We start from the raw sequence: 15129 nt of genomic DNA on the forward strand, positions 1-15129 counted from the left end.
AGCCGGCTGGCGATGTTTACTGCAGAGCCAATCACGGTGTACTCCATGCGCTGGGAGGAGCCCAGATTGCCGGCTACCACCTCACCGACATGAATGCCAATGCCATGACGAAGGGGCGGCTGGCCCGCAAGCTCCAGCTCCTGGTTGAGCCGCTCCAAGCTGAGCTGCATCGCCTGGGCAGCCCGCACCGCCGCTAGAGCCTCCGCCGCTTCGCCTCGGCTGCTGGGCAAGCCAAACTCCGCCATCAACGAATCGCCAATGAACTTGTCGAGCAACCCCTGCTCAGCAATCACCGCCTGGGCTAGACCATCGAAATAACGGTTGAGCAGGGCAAACAAATCCACCGCCTCAAGCCTGGCGCTGAGGGGTGTAAAGCCAACCAGATCGGTGAACAGCACTACACAGCGAGCGCGCTTACCGCCCAGCTGCGTCCAAACGGGGCCGGGCTCCCGCAAGATGTCCTGGAGCAGGGCAGGCGAAATCCGTTTGCTGAGCAGTTGATGCAAAACCTGGCGCTCCCGAGCCTCCCGCCAGCCCAAGGCCGCGCTGCGCGATCCCCCTGCGAGACCCGGCAGCAACAGCAAACTTGACAGGGGCAGCCACAAAAAGGAAGTCCACCAGACCAGGGCAGCCAGCAGAGCCGCAGCGCTCAGCCAACCCAGGCTGAGCAGCGTTGCCTGCCGCGCCGTGACCACCCGCGTCAAGCTCCAGGCCAGCAGTGCAGCCCAGCTCAACAACAACGCCAGCTGGCCGAGATCGGGCAGAAACTGAATCGAAGTGCCGGCCAGAGCACTGGCCAGGGCAGCCGCCTGCACCTCTGTGCCGCTCTGGGGACCGAAGGGTGTCTCCAGCTGACCGCCCAGCTCAGCAGCCGTGGCACCGATCACCACGGTGCGGCCACGCCAGAAAGCAGCAGGCTGCTCCAGCAGCTGCCAAGCCGGCACGGTATGCAGGGTGCCAGCCGGCCCCGGGAAGTTGATTCCCCGCACGGGCGTAGGCGGGGCCTGAGCGCTGGCGGCCCAGGCAAGCGCTGGGGGCAGGGGAGATTGGAAGCCAGCCAGATGGGCTGCAATCCAGTCACTGCCGGGGATGGCATCGGTAATGCCCTGGGGGCTCTGCAGCAGGTTGGTCAGTCCCACCGCTACGCCGGCGTACAGGGGCATTTGCAACTGCACCTGCTCCAGGTCTTGCTGACTACTACCCGCAGATGACGCAGCCAAGACAAGCTGAGAGCGCCAGGGCGCCAAACGGCGCTGAAAAGCTGCGTCATCGCCCGGGCCGAAACGGCTGGGCTGGGCTAACACCAGGTTGAACACCACCCGGCGAGCACCCCGCTCCAGCACGGTGGCCGCCAGCTCAGCCTGCAGCGCCCGCGGCCAGGGCCACTGCCCCATAGTTCGCCACAGGGGAGAAGCCTGACGTTCCTCCAGGCTGAATAGGCGATCAAGGTTGATGGAATCGGCATCGATCGACACAACGACCGGCGCCCCAGGATCAAGCAGCACCCCCCGCAGCCGAAAAAGTTGCGCCTGCAAGAACGCATCAAGGGCCACCAGCAGCTGGCCGGGTGGCGAGGGGCGCAGAACCGGCTGAACCAGCAGCAGCCCGGCGAACAGGGCCAGCCCCCACAAGGGCGGTCGCCTCACCGGGTAGACACCGGCGTGCTGATGCCGAGCTCCCTCTCCAGCACCGGCAGGGTTTCCATTGGGGCAGAGAAGCCATTGAGCAGGATGCTCTTCTGACGCCGTGCGGCGGCTTCCTGAGTGGTCAGGCGAGTTTTGGCCCAGGTGCCGTTCTCGTAGGCCAGCTGCTCACCGCTGCGCAGGGTCTTGCGCTGGCCGTCCGTGGTGGTGCAGGCCACCTCGCCCTCCCAGCTGAAGATCTTCAGGCTGGTGTCGCTTGCCTCAATAAAAACCGTAGTGCCAACGATCGCAGCCGTGGCAACCCGGGTGTGGATCGTGAGCGGGGCGCCGCCCTTGGTGCCCGGATTGACCCAGGCAATGATTTGGCCGCGCTGCAGATCGAGGCGCTGGCGACCAAGCCGCAGCACCGCATCCCCGCCCAGGCGGAAGCTGCGGCCATTGGGAAGCTGCACCTGCAGCCGCCCGGGCTTCTGGGTGCGCAACACGGATTCGTAGGACAGGGTCTGACCAGAGCGGGCCGGGCGTTCGCCACCCTGGGGCGGCTTGATGAAGGCCGGCGTGCTGGGCACGTCCACCACCCGGGGAGCCGGAGTCGCCGCCTCCATGGGAACGGTGCCGAGCACCACAGAACCGGAAAGGGCCAGAGCAATCCCAGCTAGAAGGCCCAGGCGCTGGCTGACGGAATGGAGCGTGATCGGCAGGACCATGGCTGAAGTGGGGCACTCCCAGAGCGCCCCCAGCCTGGCCAATCAGCCCTCAACGCGCCACACCTGATCGGCGGGGCTCCAATCGCTCAGCTCGGAGGGCTGGAACCACAGGCCGATTTCGAATTCAGCGGTTTCGGGGGCGTCGGAGCCGTGGATCACGTTGCGGCCGATGTTGATAGCCAGATCGCCGCGGATCGTGCCGGGCTCAGCCTCGAGGGGCTTGGTGGCGCCAATGAGCTTGCGGGCGCTGGCGATGACGCCATCGCCTTCCCACACCATCGCCACCACTGGACCAGAGGTGATGAAGTCGACCAGGCCGGCGAAGAAGGGGCGCTCGCGGTGCACGCCGTAGTGACTTTCAGCCAGCTCGCGGCTGGGGGTGAGCTGCTTAAGGCCGACCAGCTTGAAGCCCTTGCGCTCGAAGCGGCCGAGGATTTCACCCACCAGACCGCGCTGAACGCCGTCGGGCTTGATGGCAATGAAGGAGCGTTCGGCGGCCATGGAGAAGAAGTCGATCCGGCCCATCGTCTGCGGCGGCCCTGCCCATTGGCAAGCACAGTGGTGCCGTGATCACCGCCCCCCACCAGCCCCCTGCCGTGAGCGCGACGAGCCCCGACACCTGGACAGCCGCCGCCGGCGCCGCCCTCTACGGGCTGGATCGCTGGGGTGATCCCTATTTCTCCGTGAGCGATCGCGGCCACGTGATGGTGCAGCCCCGGGGCGACCGGGGCGGCTCCCTCGACCTGATGGAGCTGGTGCAGGAACTCCAGGGCCGCGATCTGAGCCTGCCGCTGCTGATCCGCTTCGACGACATCCTCGAAGACCGGCTCGAACGCCTGCACGGCGCCTTTGAGCGGGCCATCGCCCAGTACGGCTACGCCGGCCGCTACCAGGGGGTGTTTCCGGTGAAGTGCAACCAGCAGCGCCACGTGGTGGAGGAGCTGGTGAGCAGCGGACGGCGCTGGCACTTCGGCCTGGAAGCCGGCAGCAAGGCGGAATTACTTATTGCCCTATCCCTGATCGACGACCCCGAGGCGCTGCTGATCTGCAACGGCTACAAGGATCAGCGCTACATCGAGACCGCGATCCTGGCCAGGCGCCTGGGGCGCCAACCGGTGGTGGTTATCGAGCAGGCCGATGAGGTGGAGCGGATCATCACTGCCAGCCGCGAGCTGGGTGCGGCACCCCTGATCGGCATCCGCGCCAAGCTCTCAGCCCGCAGCACCGGCCGCTGGGGCAGCTCAGTGGGCGAACGGGCCAAATTTGGCTTGGGCATCCCCGAGCTGCTGGCCACGGTGGAGGCTCTGCGGGCCGCCGATCTGCTGGGCGAGCTGCGCCTGCTGCACTTCCACGTGGGCAGCCAGATCAACGACATCGCCGTGCTCAAGGACGCTCTGCAGGAGGCCGGCCAGATCTACGGGGAGCTCACCAAGTTGGGGGCGCCCATGGGCTACCTGGATGTGGGCGGCGGCCTGGGCATCGACTACGACGGCAGCCGCACCGCCAGCGCCGCCTCCACCAACTACTCGCTGCAGAACTACGCCAACGACGTGGTGGCCACGGTGAAGGAGTGCTGCGAACCCCACGGCATCCCCGTGCCCACCCTGGTGAGCGAAAGCGGCCGGGCCTTGGCCAGCCACTTCTCGGTGCTGGTGTTCGACGTGCTCGGCGCCGGCAGCCTGCCCGCTGCCGTGCCCACACCCCAAGAGGGCGAGGCCCTGATCCTGCGCAACCTGCGCGACACCTACGCGGCCATCACAGCGCCTGAGGCCAGCGTCGAGGCCCTGCAGGAGGCCTGGAACGACGCCCTCAAGTTCAAGCACGACGCCCTGGCCGCCTTCCGCCTCGGCTACCTGAGCCTGCCGGAGCGGGGCCTGGCCGAGCAGCTCACTTGGGCCTGCTGCCAGGCCATCGCAGAACGGCTCAAAGGGCTGCCAGCGGCCACGGCGATCCCCGAAGAGCTACGGGCCCTGCCAGCAGCCCTGGCCTCCACCTACTACGCCAACCTCTCAGTGTTTCGCTCGGCCCCCGACACCTGGGCTATCGACCAGCTGTTTCCGGTGCTGCCGATCCACCGCCTAGACGAAAAACCAGAAGCCCTGGGCAGCTTCGCCGACCTCACCTGCGATTCCGACGGCAAAATCGCCCGCTTCATCGATCCGGCCGGGCACTCGGGGCGGGGCCAGGTGAAACCTCTGCTGGAGCTACACAAGCTGCGTCCAGGGGAGCCCTACTGGATCGGCATGTTCCTCGGTGGCGCTTACCAGGAAGTGATGGGCAACCTGCACAACCTGTTCGGCAGCACCAACGCCGTGCACATCCGGCTCAAGGCCAGCGGCGGCTACCAGCTCGATCACGTGGTGCGGGGGGACACCAATGCCGAGGTGCTGGAGGTGATGGAGCACAACCCGGAGCTGCTGCTGGAGCGGCTGCGGGTGGCCAGCGAGGCAGCTATCGGCAAAGGCTCGCTGGGCATCAGCGACGCCCGCCGGCTGATGGCCCACCTGGAAACGAGCCTGCGTCAGACCACCTATCTGCAGGGCTAAATTTTTTCTGCAGAACTAATTTTTCTGCAGATATTTCTCAATATCAACCTCGTTGATCTGCTCGGGCCGCAGGTAGCGCTCGGCATAGGTGCGGTAGATGCCGGAGCGCAGCAACAGCTCAAACAGGTCGGGATCAATGTGGTTGCGGTCGCGGAAGCCGGCCAGGATGTCGATGCACACCGACAGGGGCTTGCCCTTCTTGTAGGGCCGATCGGCGGCGGTTAGGGCTTCAAAGATGTCGGCGATGGCCATGATCCGCGAGGGCACGGAGAGCTCGGCCGCCGTGAGCCGGCGCGGATAACCCTTGCCATCGAGGGTTTCGTGGTGGGTGCCGGCGTATTCCGCCACCCGCGAGAGATTGCGGGGGAAGGGCAGGTTTTCCAGCATCACAATCGTCTGCACGATGTGATCGTTGATCTTGTAGCGCTCCTCGGCGGTGAGAGTGCCCCGTGAGATCGCCAGGTTGTGGAGCTCGCCCAGGTTGTAGAGATGCTCCGGCACCTCCATTTGGAAGCCATAGCGGGGATCGGGAAGCAGCTGGGGCGAGCGGGGAATCACGTGCCAGGCCTTATCTGCCAGCAGCGGCTCGCTCACCGGCAGCACCTCGGGCTCCGTGCCAGCGGGGCAGCGCCGGGCCCGCTCCTCCCAGGACAGTCCCAGGGTGTCGTCGAAATGGCGCTGCCAGCTGCGCTGGGCGATCTGCTGCAGACGCTCCACCTGCTCCGGTCCAAAGAATTCGCCCCCCTCGTTGCTCTCGGCCACGAAGCGAAACTCCTCCTGCAGCGCGGCGGCAGTGTCGTCGTAGCTCTGCTGCAGTGCGATGGCATCCCCGCCTGCCAACTGGCCCTCAAGCTGGGCAATGCGGGCGTCGCGCAACAGCACCTCAAAGCGGGTGCGCACCTCGTGGATGCGGTTGTAGTTCGTTTCGAGCTTGGTGGCCTTATCAACCACATATTCCGGGGTAGTGACCTTGCCGCAGTCGTGCAGCCAGGCGCCGATGCGAAATTCCCGCCAGGCCTCCTCACCTTCCAGGTGGAAGTCGGCCAAAGGCCCCTGCTGCACCCCATTGGCCGCTTCGGCCAGCAGCAGCGCCAGCTCCGGCACGCGCTCACAGTGGCCACCGGTGTAAGGGCTCTTGGCGTCAATCGCACCGGCCAGCAGGGCGATGATTGCATCGATCAGCTGCTCCTGGCTCTGCAGCAGTCGGGTGCGCTCCACACAAACGGCCGCCTGGCTGGCCAGGGCCTCGATCAGGGTCTGGTCGAAGGCGTCAAAGGGTCGGGTTTGGACATGGGCCGTCTCCGGTGTGATCAGGGTGGCCGCATCGTGCTTGCGGTTGATCAGCTGCACCACCCCAACGATCTCACCGCTGGTAGAGCGCATCGGCACCGTCAACATCGACACGGCCCGGTAGTCGAGCTTCTGGTCCATGCCCCTATCGAAGCGGTAGGGCAGCGCAGGATCGAGCTGATAGGCATCCGGAATATTGAGCACCTCCCCCGACAGGGCACTCCAGCCCACCAGCCGCTCCGGCGACAACGGGAAGCGGATGTTGAGCACCTGGGCCTCCATGGCGCCGTCCGAGTCATCGCCAGCGCGGCGGGCCTCGATGGTGGCGTTCTGGGACACCGCAAACCACAGCTGATCCTGCCCCTCAGGCTGCTTGCGAGGGTCGTGTGGCTCCACCAGAAAGATGCTGCCGGCATCGCTATTGGTGAGCTGGCGGCACTTGCCGAGGATCAGGTGCAGCAGGGTGCGCAGATCGCTAGCGCTGCTCATGGCGGTGGCGATATCCAGCACCTCCAGCAGGGTCTGGTCAGCCAACTGCTCAGCACTTTTCGTAGACATACCCAGATCGCTGTCGAGAACCAAACCTATGGGAAATGGGCTAAAGCGTCAGCCCAGAGGCGGGGAAACAACTCACAGCCACCAAGGTCCAAACCAACTTGCAAAGCAGGTGCAGACCCTGATCTATTCCCATGCCGTAAAAGCGACGGCATTTACCCAGATCAATAAGGCCATGGAGCAACCACTCCGCCAAGCCAAACAGTGGCACGCCCGTAATCCAGGCCACAAAAAAAGCATGGATGCCGGCATGGGCAACCAACCACCAGCCCCAGCCCAACACCACCCCCTGGCCAGGGCACTTTTCAACGGCCATGCGATCACCCTGCAGGGCGAAATCAGCCACAAAGTGACCCATCGCCAGCATCAAAAACAGGTTGAACGCTTCGAATGGCGCCACGACTTAATGGGGGGGGAGGCCTGAGGGCTCCACAATGGAGCCAGTATCAAGGATTGACCACAATTGAGTCGTTAGTTCACCTCAACGGGCGCAGAAGCGCACCTGCAAGCTGAGGCGCTCCATCGGACCGGGCAGCTCAGCGGGATCAAAGGGTGGAACGGCCGCATCAGACATGGCCAGCGCCCGCATGGCCACCGGCCTGCCCCCACCTTCAAGCAGCACCTCCAGGGGATGCAGTCCCCGCAAGCCGATCGCAGCGGCCACGTCTTTGGCCTGCTGCATGGCTTCCTGGTAAGCGGCTGTCAACAACTGCCGCCTGGCAGCCCGATCACCCGCCGCATCCGCCTCGGTGGCCACCGGCGACAGGCGAACCCCAGGCAGCCCCCCCACCTGACGCACCAGTGGCTGCAGCTGGGCAGGCGCCAGCTGGCCAGACACCTGCAGGGTGGCCTGGACCGCCCCAGCTTTGTCACGGCTAGCGGGCCGCTGCCATGTGGAAGGGGAGGTGACCTCAAGATCAACCACCTGCAGGCTTTTGAGCGTGGTGCGCACCTCGGCCAAGCGTCGCTGCAAGCTGGCCAGGGCCGCATCGGTGCTGGGCTCCTCCGCTTCCAGGGTCAGGGAAAAACGCAGGCGCTGGGTGGGTCGCTTGAGCTCGGCGCTGCCGCGAGCCTCAACCAGGGTGCCCGTGCAAGCGAGCTGCACCTGGGACTGGGCCAACCCAGCAGCTGGAAGCAAGGGCAACAGCAGAGGTAACAACCGGAGGAGATTCCAAGTCATCGGGCCTCAGTACTTTCTGGCAACAGCTTGGCTGAGGCAGGCCTCAAGCGAGCGCAGCCCGCAGCTGCGCCTTGGCCTGCTCCAGCGCCCCATCAAGGGCGGCGCCATCACGCCCGCCCGCCTGGGCCAGGTTGGGTCGGCCGCCACCGCCGCCGCCACAGGCCTTGGCCACCGCGCCGATAAAGGCACCAGCCTTGGGCCCCGCCGCGATCACCGCCTTGCCAAAGGCCGCCACCAGGATCACCTTGGCCAGATCGGCCGGATCGGGCAGACCACCAAGCACCACGGCAGCACCAGCGCCGAGCTGATCAGCCAGGCCCTGGGCCGCGCTCTGCAGGCCGGCGCCCTCGACGCCATCAAGGCGGGCAACCAGCAGCTGGAACTCCCCGAGAGCCTGGGCCTGGCCCGCCAGCGCTGCAGCCTTGGCCAGCGCCAACTCGCCTCGGGCCGCCGCCAGCGCCTTACCGGTGGCCTTGAGCTCCTCCTGCAGGGCGGCAACCCGCTCCACGATCTCGCCGGGCTGGGCCTTGAAGCGGTCGCCCAGCTGCTTCACCACCGCATCGCGCTCATTGAGATAGGCCAGCACCGCCGGGCCTGCCACCGCCTCGATGCGGCGGATGCCGGCAGCCACGCCGCCCTCGCTCACGATCTTGAATAGGCCGATCTCGGCGGTATTGGCCACATGGGTGCCGCCGCAGAGCTCCATCGACACGCCGGGGACGTCCACCACCCGCACCACATCGGCATACTTCTCGCCAAACATCGCCACAGCGCCAGCGGCCTTGGCGGCCTCGATCGCCATCTCTTGAACTTCCAGGCGGTGGGCGTCGCTGATCCAGCCGTTGATCAGGGCCTCGATCTGCTCCAGCTCAGCCGGCGCCACGGCCCGGGGGCAGTGGAAATCAAAGCGCAGCCGATCAAAGGTCACCAGCGAGCCGGCCTGGCCGATACCGGGATCCACCACCTGCTTAAGCGCCGCCTGCAGCAGGTGGGTGGCCGTGTGGTTGGCCTGGGCGCGGCGGCGGCAGGCCCGGTCCACCTGGGCATTCACCAGCTCGCCAATGGCCAGGCTGCCGCGCTCGATGCGGCCGCTGTGCACAAACACTGAGCGGTTGCGGCTAACGCCATCAATCGCCACGATCACGCCGGCTCCATCGTCACCCTGGCCGCAGAGCACGCCCCGATCGCCCACCTGGCCGCCGCCTTCGCCATAGAAGGGGGTGGAATCGAGCACCAGTTGCACTGCGTCGCCCGCCACAGCGCGCTCGGCCGGCTCACCGTTCACCACCAGGGCCAACACGCAGCTGGGGTGTTCCAGGGCCTCGTAGCCCTTGAAGGCGGTGGCGGCCGCAGCGGCTGTCACCTGATCAATAGCGCCCTGCAGGGTGAGGTCGATGCTCACCGCCGCGGCCTTGGCCCGCTGGCGCTGGGTCTCCATCGCCGCCTCAAAACCGGCCAGGTCCACCGTGAGCCCCTGCTCCTCAGCGATCTCCTCGGTGAGCTCCAGCGGGAAGCCGTAGGTGTCGTAGAGCTCGAAGGCCTGCTCGCCGCTGATCTGGGAAGGCTTGGCCGCCAGCACCTCAGCCAGCAGCTTCTCCCCCCGCTCCAGGGTTTCCAGGAAGCGGGCCTCCTCGCGGGCGAGCTCGGCCAAGATCACCTCACGGCGCTCCAGCAGCTGGGGGTAGGCGGCCTGCATCAGCGCGATCGACGCCTCCCCCATCACCGTCAGGAACGACTTATCGATGCCGAGGAGACGTCCATGACGCACAACTCGACGGAGCAGGCGGCGCAGGATGTAGCCGCGGCCGAGGTTGCTGGCGGTGACGCCATCGCAGATCAGCTGGGTGATGGCGCGGCTGTGGTCGCCGATCACCTTGAGGCTGGTTTTGCCCTTCTCATCGAGGGCGCGGTAATCAACGCCCGCCAGACCCGCCGCCGTTTCAATCAGCGGGTAGATCAGATCGGTTTCGTAGTTGTTCGGCACCGCCTGCAGGATCTGGGCCATGCGCTCGAGGCCCAAGCCCGTATCGATGTTGCGGTTGGCCAGCGGCGTGAGGGTGCCCTCCGCATCGCGGTTGTACTGCATAAACACCAGGTTGTAGAACTCGATGAAGCGCGAGTCGTCTTCCAGGTCGATGCCGTCGTCGCCGAGTTCGGGCTTGAAGTCGTAGTAGATCTCCGAGCAGGGGCCGCAGGGGCCGGTGGGGCCTGAGGCCCAGAAGTTGTCGGCCTCATCCATGCGGATGATCCGCTTGGGGTTCACCCCCACCACGTCGCGCCAGATAGCGCCTGCCTCATCGTCTTCGCGGAAAACACTCACCACGAGGTTGTTGGGCGAGAGGCCGAATACCCCGGTGCTCAGCTCCCAAGCCCACTGGATCGCCTGCTCCTTGAAATAGTCGCCGAAGGAGAAGTTGCCGAGCATCTCAAAAAACGTGTGATGCCGCGCTGTGCGGCCCACGTTTTCGATGTCGTTGGTGCGGATGCACTTCTGGGAGCTGGTGGCCCTCGGCGCCGGCCGCGGCGCCTGACCAAGGAACACCGGCTTGAACGGGAGCATGCCGGCAATGGTGAGCAGCACCGTCGGGTCGTCCGGGATCAGCGAGGCGCTAGGCATGCGCCGGTGCTGGCGCTGCCCATAGAAATTGAGAAAAGCCTCGCGGATCTCGGCTCCGCTGCGGGGGAGATCATCACCGGCGGAGAACGGGGCGCAAGGAGCGGCAGCCATGGCAGATCGGAAGCGAAGCAAGACTGAGAAGTCATGATCGCCCAGCGTCAGCGGCGCTATCCAGCGCCAGATCAGTCAATCAGACTGCACTGGTACTGGCCCGGTCAAGCAACGCGGCAGGACTGCATTGGGAGGCAGATGCATCCAGGCTCAGGATCTCCAGCAGCCGCGTTTCCAGAGCTGTCACCGAAATGCCCGGCTGGTCGATCTGGCTCAGAAGCAAGGCGGACTGTTTCGAGCTGGGCAGTCCGAGGCGGGGCTGACGGAATACGGACGACGCCAACTCCGGGTTGCGCCGACGCAACATCCAGAGCGCCCAGGCGGCCGTAAGCGGATCGGGGTCCTGCCACAGCTCCTGGAGCACCCCATCCAGGGGGGGCGGGGCTAACGCCGTCTCGGCCTCACTGGACTCCGACCCAGGATCCGCAGCCGGCAGGCGAATCCCCCTGAGGTCAAGTCGTATCTCCACCGAACCCGGCAGCTGCCGGAGCAGGCGCTCCGGCAGCTGCAGCTCGTCCTCCAGACCCTTCGCCATCGCCGGCGCGAGGTTGACCAACACACTCACAATCTGGAGATCGAGAGCAACCAACAGTGGCTGCATCAGCAATTCATGCTCGCAGGCCTGAGCGACGCTCCGGCGGGATTCGATCAGCAGCGCCAGGAGCTCCAGATTCCTGGCGATCAGGGGAGAGCGCAGGGAGGCCAAGGGATCGAAAGCTGCCAGCACCGTTGCCCAGGCCGCGTCATCAAGGCCGCTCTCCTGACGCAGGCGCTCCAGTCGCTGGCGTTGCCTCGGCGTCAGGGCATCGAACTGGGCCGGCGATCCAGTCCCCAGATCGAGCAGATCGGCAACCGCGTCGGTGGCAGCAGCCTGGCGCAGATCTCTGGCCTGGCGCTGTCGGGCATCGAGTTCCAGCAGGCCGGGATCGCGGAGCGCCAGTTCCCGCAGGGCCTCATGGTGATCGGCTTCCTGCAGGCCGAGGACACCCCGAAGTTCCTCCAGCTGCAGAAAGGCCGAAGCCCGATCGAGGCGCCCGGAACTGAACATGTCCTCGAGCACATTGCGATAGATCGTGAGGGTGTTCGTGCGCAGGTGCGCGGGAAGCGCCTTGGCAAGGGTAAACACTTCCGCCGCCGATAACTGGGCCAGGGATCGGCCATCCAATGCAGCCTGCAACTGAGGCTCGAGGGGCTCCAGCTGACGACGCAGGCTCACACTGAGACTTTCCCGGCGATAGTCGTCAGAACTGCGTCGCCACCCCCTAGCCAGCCAAGCAGCGGTGACCACAAGCATCAGGGAGCGCACCAGCTGTCCGCCGACACCACCAGCGAGCCCAAGGGTTGGATCAGCGAACCAAAAAAAGCTGTTAATCGCCAGGAAAGAAGCAAGCAGACGCGTGCGCTGGATGGCCATATCCGCAGCCAAGGAATAACCCTGAGCTGAAAGCCAGCGCCGCTGCAGCCGCTCAATCTCCCTAAACAGGAGAAAGGAGAGAAGACCGGCAAATACCAGTAAAGCTGGAACAGAAACCAGTCGGGGAAGACCCCAGGGGACAATAGACCCAATAGCAGCGGACATAAGCTATTTATCCTAGAAAAGACAATAACTAGACCTAGAATGCGCTTCCTGGCTTGCGACTACCTCCAATGAAATCTGGCGGCATGTAATCCAGCAACTGACCCTTATCGTCCATTACATCCTTAGAAGAATCACTTTGCTCGACTGGAGGATCCTTCTCAGGAGGAACAGGGCGAGGCTTCCAATTGCCCGACCTAGGCAATTGGGATGGGAATGAAGACTTCTGCTTTGGAGGCGGCAACACGGGAGCCTTCGGCAGCAACACCTGGAGCGGCTGAAGGATCGGCTCTGTCACTGTGCGACTGAACCCGCCCAGCGGTGTGAGCACCCGTTCGGCAAGACCATTGTCATAGGCCCAGCGGCCACTTCTCAGGTAATTGATATCACCATCGCCCTGCCACTGGATGAGCAAGAAGAATGCTAAAATCAACCCAGGATAGGAATACCAGGCCCAGTCCAAACCACGCTTCCCGCGCAGGGTCTGCCAATAGAGCCGTTCAGAATCAATATCGATGCAAGGGCTCTGACAGGCCACACAGGCGCTGGTCTCTTTCCCAAGCTCGCCAACGCTTCGGCACATTGACTGGGTCATCTTTGACTTGCCGCCCAGATGGGCTGAGCTGCCCAGAAGACTGCGAGGTCCGATCAGAATGGCCTGCACGGGCGCCATGGGGCAGACGTACTGACACCAGGCCTTACCTCCATAGGCCCAGCCCACCACCAAGGAAGCGCCAATCGTGAGCAACAGCAGCAGGCCAAGTCCGAGCGGACTGCTGTTCACAACCAGCAGCCGAAGCACCAGTCCTGCTATCAGCAGCGACCATTGCAGCTCGATGTGATGGCGGCCCAACCACGAGTCCGGCGACACCTTCACAACTTCACGACGACCCGTCTTGCCCAGTTGCGTGCGCTGCCAGCCCAGGGCCCTGAACAACTGGGAAACAAAGGCAAGGGGACAGGTGCGCCGCCAGACCTCATGGCTCAACGCCACAATCACCAGCAGACCAGCGGGCACAACCAGACCCCAGAAGATCCGGTTGCCGTCATGTCGATGAAGCTCGCAGGAAAGCCCTGGGGCACAAGGAACCATGCCTCCGGCCCAGCGATGGAGCTCTAGGGAATACCAGGGCGAGATCAGCAGGGAAAGAATCAGCAAAAGCCATCCAGCCACCAAGCCCCAGCGAAGAAGCCGAACCTGCCGCTCAGACACAGAATTAAAGATATTCATAGTCCTTGCGCCGAATAATCAGAGCCGAAAGGAAACACAATCTTCCCTGGCAACAATAATAAACTCATTTCAAGACGAATCCCCGAAACAGCCATGGATGCCGTGCAATCTATTTAACAAAAATTAACGATCAGATTTAGATTGGGATTTATTGCTTCCGACTGGGCCAGCATCTGGTGAAGGCCATGGGGTTAAGGGCTCCCTGCCGTGCCGAAAGGAGGGTGCAGCCACGTCAAAGGTCTCAAGCAAATCACAGCTGCCTTTACCGCTGCCGCAAAGCACAAGCCGCGTCTGGCAAGCGTCTGGTCGCCGCAGCGAGACTTGAAGTCATACAGCAGGGTATACGCCACGGCAAACTTACTAACCCTTCGCGGGAAATGACTTGGCCTTCCAAATAGTCCTGCTTAGCTAGACCTTTTGCAGGGCTAGGTGGAAGTTGTACATAGCTTGACCACATATCAAACCCACTGCCACCTGCCCAGCAAAGCAGGCATGATTTCTGGCTGATACCAAAGCACCGGGCTTGAGCAACCTCCAGACAACTGCGATCAGTCGAGCGGATCTAAGGCTCCGCTCGATCGGCTGGGCCCTGGCCGCCGGCGCCGTCGCGGGCCTGCCAGAGCTGGTGGCAGCAGGTCTGGATCCGGCCCTGCGCTCGGCGGGCTGCGGCCTTTTCTATGGCCTGCTGGCCTTTCACCTGCAGCGAGTCGACCCCGACGACAGCCACCTACAGGCGGGGTTGGTGGGTGCGGTGTGTGGAATTCGCAGCCTCGGCAGTCCCCTAGAGCTGACATCGGGCCTACCAGCTGTGATGATGGCGCTGATCCGCGGGTGGCTGCCGCTCTGGCTGCCGCTGATCGGCAGTGCCTTGGTGCTGCATTCAGCGCAGCGCTTGGCCCCACGCCTCCTGCCCGCCCGACGGCCGTAAGGCCGGGTTCATGAGCCTGCTGCACGCCACCTGGCTGTTTCCCCCCGAGGGTTCGGGCGGCCGCCTATTCCTGTGGGCCGACACCTGGCGGGTGGCGACCCCTGCCGTGCCAAAGCTGGAGGCCCCAGAGCACCCACTGGCCCTCAACGAAGACGACCTGGCCACCTGGCTCGACGACAACGGGCTGTGGTCGGAGGCCCTGCGCCCAGCCCGGGCCACCCTGACCCTGCCCAGCCGCAACCAGGCCGCCAAGGGCCGCCGCACCAGTGCCAGCACCTGGAGCGGCCTGCCCCTGCAGGCCGGCGAACCAATTCCCAAACAGCTCGAATGGTGGCCCTGGCAGGTGGAGGGCTGGGCCCTCGATGCTGCCAACGCGGGCGAATGGCTCAGCCAGATACCCCTGGCTGGTGAGCACCCGGAGATGGCCGATGAGCTGCGCTGGTGGAGTCACCTACAGCGCTGGGCCCTAAGCCTGATCGCCCGCGGCCGCTGGCTGCCCCAGATCGCCGAGGGCAAAGCCCGCTGGCTGCCCCTGCTCAACCGGGAAGACGACCGCCGCCGCCTCGAAGACCTGGCCAGCGGCCTGCCCCAAGTGGCCACCTGCGCCCTGGCCGCCGGCCCCAGCGGCGACCCCTCCCTGGCCTGCCGCCGCCCCGGCAGCGGGCGCCTGCGGGTGGCCAGCCTGCTGGAAGCCCTGCTCGATGGCCAGCTGCGGGTGGGCTTCAGTGCCAGCGCAGGCGGGCTC

General features: G+C 64.9%; 11 protein-coding genes and 1 pseudogene. 3 read left to right on the top strand and 9 right to left on the bottom strand.

Annotated elements, in window-relative coordinates:
* The 3 genes from KBY72_RS11960 to ndk all read right to left on the bottom strand — a co-directional run.
* A partial coding sequence (locus KBY72_RS11960) for an adenylate/guanylate cyclase domain-containing protein (RefSeq protein WP_254993688.1) occupies positions 1–1646 on the bottom strand: 1646 nt, incomplete at its 3' end.
* Positions 1643–2350 (bottom strand): FecR family protein, encoded by a 708-nt coding sequence (locus tag KBY72_RS11965; RefSeq protein ID WP_254993689.1) that lies wholly within the window; start codon positions 2348–2350, stop codon positions 1643–1645. The genes KBY72_RS11965 and KBY72_RS11960, both read right to left, overlap by 4 nt.
* A 42-nt stretch (positions 2351–2392) precedes the next feature.
* Positions 2393–2851 carry a nucleoside-diphosphate kinase gene (gene ndk / locus KBY72_RS11970; RefSeq protein ID WP_106502738.1) on the bottom strand — a complete coding sequence of 153 codons (459 nt, stop codon included), beginning with the start codon at positions 2849–2851 and terminating at the stop codon, positions 2393–2395.
* 95 nt (positions 2852–2946) lie between these two features.
* Here ndk and speA point away from each other — a divergent pair, with 95 nt between their 5' ends.
* The gene (speA, locus tag KBY72_RS11975; protein WP_254993694.1) at positions 2947–4896 is read left to right on the top strand and encodes a biosynthetic arginine decarboxylase; all 1950 of its coding nucleotides are present in this window, start codon (positions 2947–2949) and stop codon (positions 4894–4896) included.
* A gap of 15 nt (positions 4897–4911) precedes the next feature.
* Here speA and KBY72_RS11980 read toward each other — a convergent pair whose 3' ends face one another.
* From KBY72_RS11980 to KBY72_RS12005, 6 genes are all read right to left on the bottom strand, one after another.
* The gene (locus KBY72_RS11980; protein WP_254993690.1) at positions 4912–6744 is read right to left on the bottom strand and encodes an HD family phosphohydrolase; all 1833 of its coding nucleotides are present in this window, start codon (positions 6742–6744) and stop codon (positions 4912–4914) included.
* Positions 6745–6784: 40 nt separating this feature from the next.
* Positions 6785–7141, bottom strand: a complete 357-nt coding sequence (locus tag KBY72_RS11985; RefSeq protein WP_254960674.1) for a DUF3307 domain-containing protein — start codon at positions 7139–7141, stop codon at positions 6785–6787.
* A gap of 81 nt (positions 7142–7222) precedes the next feature.
* Positions 7223–7921 carry an SIMPL domain-containing protein gene (locus tag KBY72_RS11990; protein ID WP_254993691.1) on the bottom strand — a complete coding sequence of 233 codons (699 nt, stop codon included), beginning with the start codon at positions 7919–7921 and terminating at the stop codon, positions 7223–7225.
* 43 nt (positions 7922–7964) lie between these two features.
* A complete protein-coding gene (gene alaS / locus KBY72_RS11995; protein WP_254993692.1) occupies positions 7965–10649 on the bottom strand; it encodes an alanine--tRNA ligase in 2685 nt (894 codons plus the stop codon).
* Positions 10650–10728: 79 nt separating this feature from the next.
* Positions 10729–12063: a hypothetical protein gene (locus KBY72_RS12000; protein WP_254993693.1), complete on the bottom strand. Its 1335-nt coding sequence runs from the start codon at positions 12061–12063 to the stop codon at positions 10729–10731.
* A 199-nt stretch (positions 12064–12262) separates the two neighbouring features.
* Positions 12263–13399, bottom strand: coding sequence for a hypothetical protein (locus KBY72_RS12005; RefSeq protein ID WP_254960680.1), 1137 nt, complete (start codon positions 13397–13399; stop codon positions 12263–12265).
* A 580-nt stretch (positions 13400–13979) separates the two neighbouring features.
* Here KBY72_RS12005 and KBY72_RS12010 point away from each other — a divergent pair.
* Positions 13980–14384, top strand: coding sequence for a hypothetical protein (locus KBY72_RS12010; protein WP_254960681.1), 405 nt, complete (start codon positions 13980–13982; stop codon positions 14382–14384).
* Between the two features lie 10 nt (positions 14385–14394).
* A pseudogene (locus tag KBY72_RS12015) lies at positions 14395–15129 on the top strand (ATP-dependent helicase); the annotation flags it as partial.

The organism is Cyanobium sp. BA5m-21 (genome assembly GCF_024346235.1).
In the GTDB taxonomy this organism is placed as follows: domain Bacteria; phylum Cyanobacteriota; class Cyanobacteriia; order PCC-6307; family Cyanobiaceae; genus Cyanobium_A; species Cyanobium_A usitatum.

Bases quoted from the DNA above. Each gene is read 5' to 3' on its own strand.
- KBY72_RS11965 (WP_254993689.1), bottom strand. From the start codon at position 2,350: ATGGTCCTGCCGATCACGCTCCATTCCGTCAGCCAGCGCCTGGGCCTT.
- ndk (WP_106502738.1), bottom strand. From the start codon at position 2,851: ATGGCCGCCGAACGCTCCTTCATTGCCATCAAGCCCGACGGCGTTCAG.
- KBY72_RS11980 (WP_254993690.1), bottom strand. From the start codon at position 6,744: ATGTCTACGAAAAGTGCTGAGCAGTTGGCTGACCAGACCCTGCTGGAG.
- KBY72_RS11990 (WP_254993691.1), bottom strand. From the start codon at position 7,921: ATGACTTGGAATCTCCTCCGGTTGTTACCTCTGCTGTTGCCCTTGCTT.
- alaS (WP_254993692.1), bottom strand. From the start codon at position 10,649: ATGGCTGCCGCTCCTTGCGCCCCGTTCTCCGCCGGTGATGATCTCCCC.
- KBY72_RS12000 (WP_254993693.1), bottom strand. From the start codon at position 12,063: ATGGCCATCCAGCGCACGCGTCTGCTTGCTTCTTTCCTGGCGATTAAC.